Here is a 15,394-nt window from a genome sequence, read left to right as displayed (position 1 = left end):
TAACAGGATTAATGTCAGTTTTCGGATAGTTGAATATTGTTTGATAGGGGCGGCCAAGTATTCCTGACAACACGCTGTCGCGATGCAAACACAGGATCTGTAGGAGTGAGCTTGCTCGCGATTTCGGTCTATCAGTCGGTGAATATATTGCCTGTGCTGACGTAATCGCGAGCAAGCTCACTCCTACAGGTCCCATGTTTGCTGCGCGACAGCGCGGATTCTGGACGATGAGAGATCTCCTACAGCCTGACCCCCACCTGTCATGGCCGTGAGGCGATCTCGTCCAGATGTTCCAGCAGGTCTTGTGGGTCTTCATACACACGCAAGGCCCCTGCCCGCTCAAGCTCTGCAATGTCATAACCGCCCGATAGCAAGCCGATACCGGTGGCTTTACAGCGGCGTGCAGCAAGCATGTCCCAGACGGCATCGCCAATCACCAGGCATTCCTCGATAGGCACGTCCAGCTTCTCCGCTGCGGCCAGGAACAGATCAGGATCAGGCTTGCCGTATTTCACGTCATCACGGGTAATGATGTTGATCTTGTTGATGTCCAGCTTAAGTGCTTTCAGGTTGATCGTTGCCGTATCAATCCCGCCACTGGTTGCAATGCACCACTTGAGGTTGTCCTGGCTGAGCGTATCAAGCAGCTCTACGGCACCGGGCAGTGCGATGATCTGGCCCTGAAGCCGCTCGTAGGCTTCTGCGTGCTTTTCGCTGAGTCGTTTGGCTTGGGCTTCGCTGATGTCCAGTCCGGTTTCTCTCGACAAGGTCTTGAGCATCAGCCCGCCACTCATGCCGATCTTGCGGTGGATGCGCCACATCGCGAGGGGAATATCCTCGGAGTCCAAGGCTTCTTTCCAGGCTGCAACGTTCTGATAAACGCTGTCTGTAAGCGTGCCGTCCAGATCGAAGATGAACGAAGTTTGCGGTCGCATGGGGCTGTTCCTTTAATGAGTTTGAATCGGCGTCTCCATTTTTCGAGTGCCTGTGAACTGAGGTGTTCGGTTTTTCTTCAGTTCCCTTTGCAAATGCGCTGAACGGCCATATTCACAAAGACCTATGAAATACTTGTACAAGAATTTACATTGGTACAGGTTTTTGCATCACTTCGGCTTACAGCCATCAGGAAAGACGTTTTGAACAGAGAGATGCGTTGATGAGTGCGGTTCGCCGATTGTGCCTGGTGCTGGGCGACCAATTGTCCTTTGACCTTGCTTCGCTGGCCGAGCTGGACGCCGAACGCGATGCCGTGTTGATGGTCGAGGTCATGGAGGAAGCCAGCCATGTGCCCCATCACCCGCAAAAAATCACCCTGATCTTCAGTGCCATGCGGCATTTCGCCGAGGCTTTGAAGGCGCTTGGCTTTCGTGTTCACTACGTCCAGCTGGATGACTCACTGAACAGCGGCTCGGTGCCTGCCGAGTTGCATCGCTGGCAGTCATCGTTGCAGCCGGAAGAAATTCACCTGACCGAAACCGGCGACTGGCGTCTTGAACACTCCATCAAGACGTGTGGCCTAGCGATCCAGTGGCACAGCGACACGCGTTTTCTCTGCAGTCGTAGCGAATTCTCTGACTGGGCCCAAGGCAAAAAACAGCTGCGGATGGAGTTCTTCTACCGGGAGATGCGCCGCAAAAGCCGACTGTTGATCAATGGCGACGGTACCCCAGTCGGTGGCGCCTGGAATTTCGACGCGGAAAACCGCAAGGCGTTGCCCAAGAACGTGCGGGCGCCCTACCCGGCGCGCTTTTCTACTGACGCCATCACTCAGGAAGTCATTGCGCTGGTTCGGGCCCGGTTCTCCAGTCACTACGGTGCGCTGGATAACTTCGACTACCCGGTGACTCATGCAGAGGCGCAGTCTCTATGGGAATATTTTCTGGATTACGGGCTGGCCGGTTTTGGCGATTATCAGGACGCCATGGCCAGCAACGAACCCTTCCTTTTCCACGCCCGCATCAGCGCCGCGCTGAACATCGGCCTGCTGGACCTTCGTCAACTGTGCAGCGATGTGGAATCGGCCTATTGGGCAGGCAGTATTGCCTTGAATGCCGCTGAGGGCTTCATTCGCCAACTGATCGGCTGGCGTGAATATGTGCGCGGCGTCTATTGGTTAAAGATGCCGGACTACGCCAGCGGCAATTCATTCGGCAACACCAGGTCGCTGCCGGAGTTCTACTGGACCGGTAAAACCAGAATGAACTGCATGAGTCAGGCCATCGGTCAAAGCCTGGAATACGCCTATGCGCATCATATTCAGCGCCTGATGGTGACCGGCAACTTCGCGCTGCTTGCCGGCATTGCGCCGCCGCAGATATGCGAGTGGTATCTGGCGATTTACATGGATGCCTTCGACTGGGTCGAGCTGCCCAACACATTGGGCATGGTCATGCATGCCGATGGTGGCTACCTCGGCTCTAAACCCTACTGCGCAAGCGGTCAGTACATCAAACGCATGTCCAATTACTGCGGTGACTGCGCTTATAAAGTGACTGAAAGTACGGCTGACAATGCCTGCCCTTTCAACTCGCTGTATTGGCACTTTCTAATGCGTCACGACAACCTTCTGCGCGGCAATCAGCGCATGGGCATGATCTACAAGAATCTGGATCGCATGCCCGAATCGAAACAGCAAGCACTCTGGCAGCGCGGCGAGATGTTACTGACCAGGCTGGATGCTGGGGAGATGATTTAAAGCAGATCGTTTGTTAAGCCTGACGCTGCGCTGTCGCGAATCAAACATAGAACCTGTAGGAGCGCGCTTGCCCGCGATAGCGTCAGCGCAGCCAATATATGTATCGACTGGCACACCGAATCGCGGGCAAGCGCACTCATCAAACAACACGCAAACCACTGGATTGAAATGCATTTTCTGTAGGAGCTGCCGAAGGCTGCGAAGCATTTCTCCTGATAAACCGCGATCGCAGCCTTCGGCAGCTCCTACAGGTCCCGTGTTTACTTAGCGAAAGCGTAGTGTCAGGGACACCGGGATGCCCTTACAGAAAAGCACTCCAAATCAGGCAGTGGCATTTGTTGGACAGGAGATGCATTGAAAAAGAATGAGTTGCCCGTAAAAACCTGCGTCGTCTGCGGCCTGCCTTTTACCTGGCGCAAGAAGTGGGCGCGTTGCTGGGATGAAGTCCGCTACTGCTCGGAGCGTTGTCGACGAAACAAGCGCGCCGAGCATTCAAGTTAAAAAGCCAGATGTCCGAAACGGTCCTGCACTGGTCCTGCCCATGTCTATCGTCGTTACCGCTGTGTGCTTACCATGGGATCTCTTAAACGCCTCTCACAGAGCAAAGAGAACAGACCATGAGTAACAAAGCCCTGATCGTCATTGATGTGCAGCACTCGTTCCGCCACTCTACCTACTGGTCCGAAACTGACCTGCCGACTTACCTGAAAAACCAGCAAGCGTTGATTGACGGGTGTGTCCAGCAAGGCATCCCCGTGGTACAAGTCTTCCACGTCGAGGAGCAGGGACACTTCTCTCTGGCGTCAGGTCACGTGAAAACCCTGGACGAACTGTCCATCCAACCGGATGTGGTCATTCACAAGCGTTTTCACAGCGCGTTCGCTGGCACTCCACTCGCCGCCTGGCTGACTGAAAGACATATCAATTCACTGATCATCAGCGGCATCCGCACTGAACAGTGTTGCGAAACCACCACACGGCAAGCCTCAGACAGCGGCTTCTCCGTAGACTTCGTCAGCGAGGCGACTTTGACTTTCCCCATGACTCACCCACGCAGCGGTCGCACCTACAGCCCCGCAGAGATTCGCGAGCGTACCGAACTGGTGCTGGAAGATCGCTTTGCCCGGATCGTCACCGTTACCCAGGCGCTCGAAGGTTGAAACAATGACGATCCCGGTGCTGTTTGTACTGCTGCCCAATGTGCTGATGCTTGATCTGGCAGGCCCGGCGGAAGTACTGCGGCTTGCCGCGCAAGGTGACAGCGAAACAGCGCTGAAGGTTGATCTGCAGTACGTCAGCCCGGTTGCGTCGCTGCAATCTTCAATCGGGTTGCCATTGTCCGGTTTGGCACCACTGCCAGAGTTTCTGATGCCTGGGACGTTGGTGGTGCTGGTCGGCTCTACCACCGGGACAACACCCGCACAGCAGCTTCAGTTCGAGCAGGCCAGCGTGGTCGTCACTGACTGGTTGCAACGGGTATTTGAGCCATCAGGAAACCGGCTGGTGTGCATCTGCGCAGGAGCGTTGATCGCCGCTAAAGCGGGCCTTCTGGAGGGTCGGCAATGCACGACTCATCACTCTCTGTGCGCCACTTTGCAAACCATTGCACCCAACGCGCGGGTGCTGGAGAACCGACTGTATGTCACTGACGGGCCGATCAGTTGCAGCGCTGGTGTAACCGCAGGTATCGACCTGATGCTGCATCTGGTCGCAGAGCTGGCGGGACCGCAACTGGCCTGTTCTGTGGCGCGGGACATGGTGGTGTACATGCGTCGTGGCGGCGCTGACCCGCAACTATCGCCCTGGATTGCCGGGCGCAATCATCTGCATCCCGCGCTGCACCGTGTGCAGGACGCAATCACTGCGGCGCCTTGTGAAGACTGGAGTGTTACCCGCATGGCAAGCCTGGCGTGCACCAGCAGCCGACATCTGGCGCGCCTGTTTCAAGAGCACGCAGGCATCAGCCCGCTTGATTACCTGCACCGGCTGCGCGTCAGCGTCGCCCGTGAACTGCTGGCCCAATCGACCCTTGATATGGAAGCGATAGCCGAGCGTGCCGGGTTTGGATCGGCGCGACATTTGCGGCGGATCTGGGGCAAGTATGAGGCCACGCCACCGTCGGAAAGCCGCTCGGGTTGAATAAGCTGTTGACGCACTGACAGCAGGATATAGATCCTTGGGTGCTTGCCTGCAAATCAAAGTCCGCAGTTTTTCAGACGTACCGCGGTGTCGCCATCGCGGGCAAGCCTCGCTCCCACAGGACCTACGCAATCTCAAGTACGGTAGTCAGAATATCGCCTTGCCGGCCCAGCAAAGAGCACGCAGCCTACCGAATCTCGTTGACGTACATGAAGTGCTCAGTACTTGCGCGCTGGTGCGTCATCATCACCGGCGTGGCGGCCTGATCGAAAGACACCGCATCAATGATCATCACCGCATGGGGCGCAGTCAGTTCCAGTAACCGGCAATCCTCGTCATTGGCCAGCCCGGCCGTCAGTTGCTCCCGCACAGCGGCAACGCGCAGGCCGTATTGCTCCAGTAGATAGCGATAGAGCAGCTCCGGCAGTTCGTCCGGGCCAGGAAAATCCGGCACTTTACTGGCCACGATCGTGAACTGCTCGTGCATCGCGGGCACACCATCGATGCTGCGTAGACGGTGCAAGCGATAGACCGGGCTGCCCTCTTCGATCAGGAGCTTTTCAGCGTCCTTGGCGTTCGCCTCCCCCAACTGATAATCAAGCAACACGGTGCGCGATTTCAGCAGCGCGCCTTCCTTATTGTGCAAACGGAAGTACTGGAAGAAATAACGCAGGTTGTGAAGCGGAGCCCAGCCCGTCACCACGGTGCCCGTCTTGCGCCGACGCATCAGCATCCCTTCGGACACCAGCTCGGCCAAAGCGCGGCGGATGGTGCCAACTGAAACGCCGAAATCGGCCGCCAAAGCATTCTCACTGGGTATGACCGTGCCGCTGGCCCATTCGCCGAGAAGGATCGCCTCGGAGATGTGCCGTTTGACCACCTCATAAAGGGGCGCGCTGTCGTTTTCGCTCAATCGCGAGAAATTCACAGGTGCAGGCGGCGGGTTGTTGTCTGTCATCTTTTTTCCTTGACGGGCCGTGCATGGATACTTAACTATAAACTATATAGAAATACATCGAGAGCGAAAAATGACGACGAATGCGGCGCTGAAACAGGCACTCGAGTCGATCGAGGCGGATCATGATTCGCTCATCCACGATCTGCAACGCATGATCGCGGTAGACACCTGTTTTCCTCCGGGAGCGGGCTACGGCGCGTTCGCCGACCTCATGGATGAGTTGGTCGCGCCGTTAGGGATGGACACCCGCCGCGTTACAGTGCCCGAAGCACTGTGGCAGACCCGCAGCGGCGAAGCCTATGGCGAACGCATCAATCTTGTCGCTCGCCAGCGCGGCGATCAGGAAGTCTGCAGCCTGTATTTCCATGTCGATACCGTACCGCCGGGCGACGGCTGGACTCAGCCACCGCTGCAACTGACCGAGGTCGGAGGCAAACTTATTGGCCGCGGCACCGCTGACATGAAAGGCAGCATCGCCTCTACCCTCACCGCCTTGCGTGCAGCCCAGCGTTTCAAGTTGCCGCTGCGCTATTGCCCGGCGTTGTTGCTGTGCACTGACGAAGAAGGCGGCCTGTACCCAGGCATCCGTTATCTGGCCGAACAACAGTTGGTCGAAGGCCACATCCTCAGCTTCAACGGCGGCGCAGCACCCCGGATCTGGGCGGGCTGCTTTGGCAGTATCGATCTGAAGATAACGGTCAAAGGCCGCTCCTCGCACTCCGGTGAGCCGGTCAATGCAATCAATGCCATTGAACAGAGCCTGCCGCTGCTTAATGCGCTGCACAGCCTGAAGCTCGACGTGCAAAAACGAGCCTGGCCGATGCCCTCGCCGCCGCATTACAACGGCGCCCCGCTGATTTCACGCATGACACTGGCCGCCGCCCACGGTGGCAGCAAGGGATCAACCGTCCCCGCGCAGTTCGAGATTCTGATCAATCGCCGCTATGCGCCGCAGGAGCCTTACGAGCAGGTCATGGCCGAGTTGGAAAACTGCATTGAGAGCGCCATGGCGGATAGCGAAGCGTTGTCCGTCGAGCATGAAGTTATTGGTCATCTGGCTCCGGTGGCCGACCCTACAGGTCCCCACTGGCCACGTTGGCAGGCTGCGCTGGGCGTTGGCTTCGGTTTCACCCCGGAGCAGTTTCAGTGCTATGGCTCGTCGAGCAGTTCCGACATGGGCTGGGTGCAGCAAGCCGGGATTCAGGAGATTCTGCTGGGTGGACTGATCCGCCCGGAAAGCCGTATTCATGCTGCGGACGAGTACACCACACGCAGCGACCTGGTGGCTCTGGCGCAGTCGATTCTGGCCTATCTGGCCGCTGATTTCGATTCGCCGGATTCTTTTGAATCACCTGCTGACTGAACACTGGAAACACCGAAGACCGGCATCAAGACTGGTTATCGGCTTTTTACCTGGCTGCCCTATGCCCACTCATTGCTAAGTGAAGTATCGCCATGACTAACGTTTTCAGGCTCAACCGTCGTCGTTTTCTGACCACCTCCGCCATCGTTACCGGCGCGGCCATGCTGCCGTTTTCCGGCACACTATGGGCTACGGCTGCTGCACGCAAAGGCGGCACGCTGCGTATCAGCGTCGACCAGGCGGTGGGCATGCTCAACCCGCTGTTGGCACGGGTTAACCCCGAGTATCTGCTCAGCGAACTGCTTTATAACGGCCTGACCCGCCTTAGCCAGGACATGCAGGCCGAACCGGATCTGGCGCAATCCTGGAGCCACAACGATACGCTGACCGAATGGACCTTTACGTTGCGCAGCAACCTGCGATTCCACGACGGCAGCGCCTGCACCGCCAAGGACGTCGCCGCCAGCCTGCAAGCGATCCTTGATCCCAAAACCGCTTCGCCCGGCCTGCGCAACATCGGCCCGATTCAAACCGTCGAAGCGCTGGATGACCTGCGCGTCAAAATCACCACCAGCGCTCCATATGCTGACTTGCCTGTGAGCCTGGCCTACCCGGACGCGAAGATCGTCCCGGCTGCAATTGTGCAAGGCGATCTGGCTCGACTGTCCCGCGAAGCGGTGGGCACCGGTCCGTTCAAGCTGGTGTCGTTCGAACCGGAACGCATGGTGGTGGTCGCCCGCAACGAACACTTTCATGACCCGGAGCGCCCGCACCTGGATCGTATTGAAATCCGCGTCTATCCCGATCCGTCCGCGGAAAGCTCGGCGCTGATGTCAGGCGACATTGACCTGATGCTCTCGGCGCAAGCCACAGAGTTCAGCCGTCTCAGTGATGCCAGCGGCGTAAAAGGCCTGCGCGTCCCGTCCGGGCAGTTTCTGAATATCAACATGGCGTGCGATCAGCCACCGTTCAACGATGTGCGGGTTCGTCAGGCGCTGTCTCTTTGCGTCGACCGCGCTGCCCTCGTGGATTTTGTGGCGGAAGGTTTTGGGACTCCTGGCAATGACACCCCGCTCAATGCTGCTTATCGCTACCACAGCGATATCGCGTTGCGAGAGGCCAATATCGATCAGGCCAAGAAACTGCTGGCCGACGCCGGTTATCCCAATGGTCTGGACATCACGCTGGTGGCTTCGGACAAACCGTCCACCCGTACTCAACTGGGTATTGCTGTGCGCGAAATGGCCAAGCCAGCCGGCTTCAACATCAATGTTGCGACCATGGCCAACAGCACTTATCTGGATCAGGTCTGGAAGAAAGGCAATTTCTACGTCGGCTTCTACAACATGCAGCCTTCCGCCGACGCGGTGTTCTCGCTGCTGTACACCTCGAATGCCGCCTGGAATGAAACCCGCTGGAACAACGCCGATTTCGACGCAGCAGTGACTGCAGCCCGTGGCACCGATGACCCGGTCAAGCGCGCCGCCCTGTACGCCACCGCGCAGAAACTGATGCACGAGCAGGTGCCATCGCTGATTCCGACGTTCTTCGATGTGCTGGCCGCGCAACGCAACTACGTTCAGGGCTACCAGTTGCACCCACGCGGTGCAGTGTTCCGGCTCGATCAGGCGTGGCTGGACGACAGCGCGCCCAAGCGTGGATGAACCGAGGATAAACCTGTGACTGCTGCTTATCTGACCAAGCGTTTGCTGTTGGTCGTGTACACCCTGCTGATCGTTTCACTGCTGGTCTTTGCCATCACGCAACTGCTCCCGGCAGATGCAGCGGTGACGTTGCTGGGCCAGAACGCCACGCCTGAAGCCCTTGAAGCGCTGCGTGCCAGGCTTGGGCTGGATCAGCCCGCCTGGCTGCAATTCAGTCACTGGTTGATGGGGGTTCTGCAAGGCGACCTGGGTGTGTCGATGCGCAATGGCCAGCCGGTACTCGGTTCGCTGCTTGATGCGCTGGGCCGCTCGTTATTGCTGGCGAGCTGCTCGTTGCTGCTAATGCTGGCGGTGGCGATTCCGCTGGGAATCATCGCCGCTGTGCGCCGAGGACGTCCGGTCGACCTGATCATCGGCGTGCTGTCGTACATCGGCGTGTCGTTGCCCGAGTTCGTCACGGCCACGCTGCTGGTTCTGCTGTTCGCTGATTTCTGGCAACTGCTACCGGCGACCGGCTATGTGCCGCTGGGCGATAACGTCGTCGAAGGCATTCGCCACCTGATTCTGCCGACGCTGACGGTGTCGATGATCATGGTCGCCCACGTCTCGCGCATGGTGCGCTCGGAAATGATCGACGTTCTGGAAACCGACTATATACGCGCCGCACGCCTCAAAGGCCTCACGCGGCGGCGGGTATTGCTGCGTCATGCGCTGCGCAACGGCTTGTTGCCGACCATCACCATTGTCGCGCTGGACGTGGGCTACCTGCTGGGCGGCATCGTCGTAGTCGAGGAGATTTTCAACATTCCCGGCATCGGCCGCGAACTGCTGGTAGCAGTCGCCGCTCGCGACTTGCCGGCGATTCAGGGCGGTGTGTTGATCCTTGCCGCTACTTATTGCGTGGTCAACTTTGTGGCTGACCTGACCTATGCCTATCTCGACCGGCGAATTCAATATGCGTAATGTTTTCTACCGGCTGCTGACAACGCCGCAAGGCTTGCTGGGCAGTCTTATCTTGCTGCTGGCGGTGGTGCTGGTCATTGCTGGGCCCGCGCTGGCCCCGTTCGACCCGGAAGCCATTTCAATTCTCACCCGCTACAAAGCGCCCAGCCTGACGCACTGGCTGGGTACCGACCAGATGGGCCGCGACATCCTCAGTCGTGTACTGGTCGGGGCTCAGGCAACGATCTCGCTGTCAGTGTTTGCTACCGCCATGGCGATGCTCATCGGCGCATTACTGGGCACTGTCAGCGGTTACCTCGGCGGTCGCGTCGACGAAGCACTGATGCGAACGCTGGATGCGGTGATGGCAATCCCCACGCTGTTATTTGCAATGCTGATTGTCAGCACGCTCGGCAAAAGCGATTTCAATGCGGTACTGGCGATCACCATTGCCTTCGTGCCAGGCATGGCGCGTATCGCCCGCAGCGTTGCCCTCGCAGCCCGCCGCCAGGACTACGTCAATGCCGCAATCGCCCGAGGTGAATCCACCGCCTACATCGTGGTGCGGGAGATGTTGCCCAATATCGTCGCACCGATCATTGTCGAGGCGACCATCCGCGTGGCCTTCGCGATCATGCTGTTTGCCACCTTGAGTTTCCTCGGTCTTGGCGCACAACCGCCCCAGCCTGAATGGGGGCTGATGGTTGCCGAAGCGCGGCGCTACTTCTTCCAGGCTCCATGGATGATGCTGATGCCGGGCCTGGCAATCGCCGTCATTGCGATCGGCTTCAATCTGCTGGGCGATGGCTTGCGCGATGCCCTTAATCCCAAGGGGCAGCGCTCATGAGTACGGTTTTGCAAGTGGCTGACTACAGCCTCGACTATCAATTGCCCACAGGCGCCCTGAACGTCCTGCAAAACATTGATTTCAGTGTTGCTGCCGGCGAAGTCGTCGGGCTGGTCGGTGAGTCCGGCTCGGGCAAGACCACCCTTGGCTGGGCAATCATGCGTTACCTGGCCAGCAATGCCCGGGAGATGGGCGGCAGCATCAGCCTGCAAGGCGAAAACCTGCTGCAAATGCCTCAACGTGAGGTGGAGAAGCTGCGTGGCGGTCGCCTGGGCATGATTTTTCAAGACCCTAGCGCATCGCTTAATCCGACCCTCAGCCTCGGCGAGCAAGTGGTTGAAGTCCTGACCCGCCATCGGGATCTGGGCTATCGCGAGGCCTGGGCCCTGGGCGAACAGTTGCTGGCCGACGTTGATCTGAAAAACCCTGCCGCAATGATGAAGCGCTTCCCCCACGAAGCCTCCGGTGGCGAGAAGCAACGTGTGCTGATCGCAACCGCCTTCGCCTGTCGCCCGCAGTGCCTGATTTTCGATGAGCCGACCACGGCACTCGACGTGATCAGCTCAGCGCAGATCCTGCAGTTGTTTCGCCGTCTGCGTGAAGAAACCGGCGTTGCTTCTTTATATATCTCCCATGACCTGGCGCTGGTGTCGCGCGTTGCGGACCGGGTGTGCGTGCTCAATCAGGGGCGCATCGTCGAACAGGCTCGTGGCGGACGCATTTTCAGCGCCCCAAGTGATCCTTACACGCAACGTCTGGTGGCGGCTGTTCCGGCTGCGGACAAACGTCTGCTGGATGAAAAGAGATCCGTCGGCCCCGCACTGTTGCAAGTCAGCGACCTCAACGTCCGCTACGGGCGGCCAAGCTTGCTGGACAGTCTGCTGCGGCGTAAATCCGTGCCGTCCATGGGCGCCCGCGACATGAACCTGAGCATGGCGCGGGGCGAAATTCTCGGCATCATCGGCGAGTCCGGCTCGGGTAAATCAACCCTCGCCAAGGCCCTGACTGGCTTGACGCCGTTTACCGGCACTATGTATTTCGACGGCAAACCGATCTGCGGCCCTGCGCAAATGGATCGCGATTACCGGCGCAAGGTGCAGATCATCTTTCAGCACCCGGACGCCTCGCTTAATCCACGACAGACGATTGGCCAGATCCTATCCCGACCGCTGCGTCTGTATGGCTTGAACGAAGGAGAAACCGAAGCGGAGGCGATCGCACGCCTGCTCCGCGAAGTGCGTTTGCCAGAAGACTTTGCCACTCGCCATCCCCACGAGTTGTCGGGTGGACAAAAACAGCGTGTCGCCATCGCCCGCGCTTTTGCCGCCCGCCCTGAACTGGTGATCTGCGATGAAATCACCGCCGCGCTGGACGTTTCGGTGCAGGCCACGGTGATCGAACTGCTACTGGAACTGCGCCGCCAGCACGGCACTGCTTACCTGTTCATTACTCATGATCTCAATCTGATCAGGCAGATTGCCCACCGGATTGCCGTGATGTACCGCGGTGATCTGCTGGAAATTCTGCCCGCCGTGGACATGGCCGCTCAGGCCACTCACCCCTATACCCGCGCCCTGCTCGACGCAGTGCCGCAGCCTTTGAATGAATTGGAGCGCATTGATGAAGAGCCACAGCATGACGTCTGAAGCGCTACTCGACCGCATTGACGAGGCGTACTGCCTGGATTTTCTGGCGCGCATGGTGCAGCACAAAAGCTACAGCGCCACCCCCGAAGAACGGCTACTGGCCGAGTACATGGCAGGGCAAATGGCGGAGCTGGGGCTGGACGCCAGACTGATGCCGGTGCCGGGCGAACGCCTGAACGCCATTGGCACGCTCAAGGGCCAGGGCGGCGGTCACAGCTTGTTGTTCAATGGGCATCTCGACACCAACCCGGTGACTGAAGGCTGGACGGTGGATCCGTGGGCCGGAAAGATTGATGACGAGTTCATCTACGGCATCGGTGTTTCCAACATGAAGGCTGGTGATGCAGCCTATTTTTGCGCGCTGAAAACCTTGATCGATGCCGGGATCAAGCTCAAGGGCGATGTGATCCTCACTTATGTGGTGGGTGAACTGCAGGGTGGCATCGGGACCATTGCGGCCATCGAGCAAGGTGTGAAGGCGGACTATTTCATCAATTCAGAACCCACCGACCTGCAGGCCGTGACTCTGCATGTGGGCTCTTTGATGTTCGTCATCGAGCTGACCGGCGACACACGTCACCTGTCCAAGCGCGAGGAAGCAGTAGACGTGATCACCGCTGCGGTGCAGTTGATCCCGCAGATCAACGGCATCACCTTCAGCGGCGCGCGTTCGCCGGAGCATGAGAAGGTCAATCGCGGCCATATCGGAGTGGTGCGAGGTGCGCTGGGCCGTGATCTTGAAGAATGGCGTCCGCCACAGGTTGCAGACTTTCTGCGCCTGCGCGGTTCGGCCCGCTACACACCGGGCCAAACCGTGGAGTCAGTGCTGGCTGATTTGCAGCGCCTGCTGGATCAGCTCTGCGAGCAATTCCCCGGACTACAGGCAACGCTGATCAATGACAGTGACAACCAGCCGCTGATGCCGCCGTTCGAGGTGTCCCATGACTCGTTGATCGTCAAGGCGGTCAACACTGCTTATGAGCAGGTTCGTGGCGAGCCGCAGCCGACCGGGATTATCACCCCGCCCGCTTATTTCGGCACTGACGCTGCGCATTTCTACCAGCGTCTGGGCATGCAAGGCGTGGTCTGCGGTCCGGGCGGCAAGTTCAACACCATGCCGGACGAACGCGTACACATCAGCGATTATCTGGACATGGTGCGTGTCTATATCCTGGCCATCCTCAGCATTTGTGAGGTTGCTGAGTAACTCAAGCGTACCCGGATTCTGAGTGCGAGGCTTGACCGCGATGCAGGCGCTGAGATCTTTCAGCCCAACTGCTGCGGTACAGCCAATTCCAGACGGTGGATTTCCACTACGCCTTGAGTTGACTTGATATATGAGGCGCCTGTATCGCGGGCAAGCCTCGCTCCCACATGAGATCGCATTCCCCTGTGGGAGCGAGGCTTGCCAGCGATGCAGGCGCTGAGGTCTTTCAGCCCAGCTGCCGCCGCACAGCCAATTGCAGACGGTGGATTTCCGCCAAGCCTTAGTTGGCTTTATATCTGAGGCGCCTGTATCGCGGGCAAGCCCGGCTCCCACATGAGACCGCGATCTCCTGTGGGAGCGAGGCTTGCCCGCGATGCAGGCGCTGAGGTCTTTCAGTCCAACTGCTGCGGTACAGCCAATTCCAGGCGGTGGATTTCCGCCAAGCCTTAGTTGGCTTTATATCTGAGGCGCCTGAATCGCGGGCAAGCACCGCTCCTATCAAACAAAATATAACTATCTGATTTGGAATGCTTTTTACTGTAGGAGTGAGCTTGCTCGCGATAGCTCCATTACAGGCAATATATTCATCGACTGACAGGCCGAATCGCGAGCAAGCTCACTCCTACAGGGTCGGTGTTTGCTGCGCGACAGCGTGGTGTCAGGGACACCGGGGCGACTCCCACATGAGATCGCATTCCCCTGTTGGAGCTAGGCTTTCCCGGGAGTCAGGCGCTGAGGTCTTTCAGCTCAGCTGCTGCCGCACTGCCAATTCCACCCCGCGGATTTCTGCCAGCCCTTTTAGTCGACCAATCAGCGAGTAGCCAGGATTGCTCTTGCGGTGCTGGTCGTCGAGTAATTGATGGCCGTGATCCGGACGCAGCGGCAGGCGCGGGCCGCCTTCGCGTTCACGTCTTCGCTCCTCGGTGACCAGCTCGCGGATAACCCCGACCATGTCCACATCACCGTCCAGATGATGAGCCTCGTGGAAGCTGCGCGGATCGGCCTCTCGGCGGGTCGAGCGCAAATGCGTGAAGTAGATGTAAGGTGCGAAATGCTTCGCCATCGCCACAAGATCGTTGTCTTCGCGCACACCGTAAGAGCCGGTGCAGAACGTCAGGCCGTTGGCCTGGCTTGGCGCGGCGTCCAGTAACCACTGGGCATCGGCGGCGGTAGAGAGAATACGCGGCAGGCCGAGCAGCGCCCGGGGTGGATCATCCGGGTGGATCGCCATCCGCACACCGACTTCTTCTGCCACCGGAATCAATGCACGCAGAAAATAGCCCAGATGCTCACGCAATCTGGCTTCGTCGATATCCGCGTAAGTGTTCAGCAAAGCGCGAAAATCTTCCAGGGTGTAATGCTCTTCAGCACCCGGTAAACCTGCAATCAGGGTATTGACCAACGCCTGACTCTGGCTGGCGGTCAGCCCCTCGAAACAGGCTTTGGCCTGCTGTATATCCTCGGCACTGTACTCCGCCTCTGCCCCCGGACGCTGGAGGATGAACAGGTCGAATGCAGCAAATGCAGTCTGATCAAACCGCAGCGCCCAGCCCCCATCCGCCAGTTCCCAGGCCAGGTCGGTACGTGTCCAGTCCAGCACCGGCATGAAGTTGTAGCAGACGATATCAATGCCGCAGCTGGCCAGGTTACGCACGCTCTTCTGATAGTTGGCGATGTACTCATCGCGGCGACCGCAACCGCGCTTGATGTCTTCGTGTACCGGGATGCTCTCCACCACCGACCATGTCAGGCCTGCGGCTTCGATCATCTGCTTGCGCGCCGCGATGGCCTCTACCGGCCATACCTCGCCATTGGGGATCTCATGCAGTGCAGTGACGATGCCGGTCGCGCCGGTTTGCCGGACGTCCGCCAGAGAAATCGGGTCTTTGGGGCCAAACCAGCGCCATGTCTGTTCCATATGCTTCTCCTTTTC

The 15,394-nt window shown here is 58.6% G+C and carries 13 protein-coding genes; 10 read left to right on the top strand and 3 right to left on the bottom strand.

All coding sequences use genetic code 11. The annotated features are described in order from the left end of the window. Window positions 1–260: 260 nt before the first annotated feature. On the bottom strand, window positions 261–935 hold the full coding sequence (locus K3169_RS15005) for an HAD family hydrolase (protein WP_027899612.1): 675 nt from the start codon (window positions 933–935) through the stop codon (window positions 261–263). Window positions 936–1,156: 221 nt separating this feature from the next. Here K3169_RS15005 and K3169_RS15000 point away from each other — a divergent pair, with 221 nt between their 5' ends. From K3169_RS15000 to K3169_RS14985, 4 genes are all read left to right on the top strand, one after another. Next, window positions 1,157–2,695, top strand: coding sequence for a cryptochrome/photolyase family protein (locus K3169_RS15000; protein WP_263267039.1), 1,539 nt, complete (start codon window positions 1,157–1,159; stop codon window positions 2,693–2,695). A 354-nt stretch (window positions 2,696–3,049) separates the two neighbouring features. Then, complete coding sequence (locus K3169_RS14995; RefSeq protein WP_099271412.1) at window positions 3,050–3,196, top strand: DUF2256 domain-containing protein; 147 nt, start codon at window positions 3,050–3,052, stop codon at window positions 3,194–3,196. Window positions 3,197–3,312: 116 nt separating this feature from the next. Further along, window positions 3,313–3,855: a cysteine hydrolase family protein gene (locus tag K3169_RS14990; RefSeq protein ID WP_122708861.1), complete on the top strand. Its 543-nt coding sequence runs from the start codon at window positions 3,313–3,315 to the stop codon at window positions 3,853–3,855. Between the two features lie 4 nt (window positions 3,856–3,859). Further along, window positions 3,860–4,834: a GlxA family transcriptional regulator gene (locus tag K3169_RS14985; RefSeq protein ID WP_263267038.1), complete on the top strand. Its 975-nt coding sequence runs from the start codon at window positions 3,860–3,862 to the stop codon at window positions 4,832–4,834. A gap of 187 nt (window positions 4,835–5,021) precedes the next feature. Here the strand turns inward: K3169_RS14985 and K3169_RS14980 are convergent, their stop codons facing one another. After that, window positions 5,022–5,792 (bottom strand): GntR family transcriptional regulator, encoded by a 771-nt coding sequence (locus tag K3169_RS14980; protein ID WP_099271415.1) that lies wholly within the window; start codon window positions 5,790–5,792, stop codon window positions 5,022–5,024. A gap of 70 nt (window positions 5,793–5,862) precedes the next feature. Between K3169_RS14980 and K3169_RS14975 the strand changes: the two genes are divergently transcribed. The 6 genes from K3169_RS14975 (at window position 5,863) to K3169_RS14950 (ending at window position 13,461) form a co-directional block, all read left to right on the top strand. Next, window positions 5,863–7,155 (top strand): M20 family metallopeptidase, encoded by a 1,293-nt coding sequence (locus K3169_RS14975; RefSeq protein ID WP_263267037.1) that lies wholly within the window; start codon window positions 5,863–5,865, stop codon window positions 7,153–7,155. A gap of 92 nt (window positions 7,156–7,247) precedes the next feature. Further along, window positions 7,248–8,819: an ABC transporter substrate-binding protein gene (locus tag K3169_RS14970; protein WP_263267035.1), complete on the top strand. Its 1,572-nt coding sequence runs from the start codon at window positions 7,248–7,250 to the stop codon at window positions 8,817–8,819. A gap of 15 nt (window positions 8,820–8,834) precedes the next feature. After that, window positions 8,835–9,782: an ABC transporter permease gene (locus K3169_RS14965; protein ID WP_095101458.1), complete on the top strand. Its 948-nt coding sequence runs from the start codon at window positions 8,835–8,837 to the stop codon at window positions 9,780–9,782. Beyond that, window positions 9,775–10,608 carry an ABC transporter permease gene (locus K3169_RS14960; protein WP_263267034.1) on the top strand — a complete coding sequence of 278 codons (834 nt, stop codon included), beginning with the start codon at window positions 9,775–9,777 and terminating at the stop codon, window positions 10,606–10,608. The genes K3169_RS14965 and K3169_RS14960 overlap by 8 nt, the downstream gene beginning before the upstream one ends. Then, window positions 10,605–12,254 carry a dipeptide ABC transporter ATP-binding protein gene (locus K3169_RS14955; protein ID WP_122708866.1) on the top strand — a complete coding sequence of 550 codons (1,650 nt, stop codon included), beginning with the start codon at window positions 10,605–10,607 and terminating at the stop codon, window positions 12,252–12,254. Before K3169_RS14960 ends, K3169_RS14955 begins: the two co-directional genes overlap by 4 nt. Then, entirely contained in the window at window positions 12,229–13,461 is a 1,233-nt protein-coding gene (locus K3169_RS14950) for a M20 family metallopeptidase (RefSeq protein ID WP_263267033.1), read from the top strand. Before K3169_RS14955 ends, K3169_RS14950 begins: the two co-directional genes overlap by 26 nt. 742 nt (window positions 13,462–14,203) lie before the next feature. Here the strand turns inward: K3169_RS14950 and uxuA are convergent. Next, window positions 14,204–15,379, bottom strand: coding sequence for a mannonate dehydratase (gene uxuA, locus K3169_RS14945; RefSeq protein WP_263267032.1), 1,176 nt, complete (start codon window positions 15,377–15,379; stop codon window positions 14,204–14,206). Window positions 15,380–15,394: the final 15 nt, after the last annotated feature.

Source organism: Pseudomonas phytophila (assembly GCF_025643095.1).
Classification (GTDB): Bacteria; Pseudomonadota; Gammaproteobacteria; order Pseudomonadales; family Pseudomonadaceae; genus Aquipseudomonas; species Aquipseudomonas quasicaspiana.
The sequence above is the reverse complement of the archived record's forward strand: the minus strand, read 5'-3'. Positions and strand labels throughout refer to the sequence as shown.

Bases quoted from the DNA above. Each gene is read 5' to 3' on its own strand.
- K3169_RS15000 (WP_263267039.1), top strand. From the start codon at position 1,157: ATGAGTGCGGTTCGCCGATTGTGCCTGGTGCTGGGCGACCAATTGTCC.
- K3169_RS14990 (WP_122708861.1), top strand. From the start codon at position 3,313: ATGAGTAACAAAGCCCTGATCGTCATTGATGTGCAGCACTCGTTCCGC.
- K3169_RS14975 (WP_263267037.1), top strand. From the start codon at position 5,863: ATGACGACGAATGCGGCGCTGAAACAGGCACTCGAGTCGATCGAGGCG.
- K3169_RS14960 (WP_263267034.1), top strand. From the start codon at position 9,775: ATGCGTAATGTTTTCTACCGGCTGCTGACAACGCCGCAAGGCTTGCTG.
- K3169_RS15005 (WP_027899612.1), bottom strand. From the start codon at position 935: ATGCGACCGCAAACTTCGTTCATCTTCGATCTGGACGGCACGCTTACA.
- K3169_RS14980 (WP_099271415.1), bottom strand. From the start codon at position 5,792: ATGACAGACAACAACCCGCCGCCTGCACCTGTGAATTTCTCGCGATTG.
- K3169_RS14950 (WP_263267033.1), top strand. From the start codon at position 12,229: ATGAAGAGCCACAGCATGACGTCTGAAGCGCTACTCGACCGCATTGAC.
- K3169_RS14985 (WP_263267038.1), top strand. From the start codon at position 3,860: ATGACGATCCCGGTGCTGTTTGTACTGCTGCCCAATGTGCTGATGCTT.
- K3169_RS14955 (WP_122708866.1), top strand. From the start codon at position 10,605: ATGAGTACGGTTTTGCAAGTGGCTGACTACAGCCTCGACTATCAATTG.
- K3169_RS14970 (WP_263267035.1), top strand. From the start codon at position 7,248: ATGACTAACGTTTTCAGGCTCAACCGTCGTCGTTTTCTGACCACCTCC.
- uxuA (WP_263267032.1), bottom strand. From the start codon at position 15,379: ATGGAACAGACATGGCGCTGGTTTGGCCCCAAAGACCCGATTTCTCTG.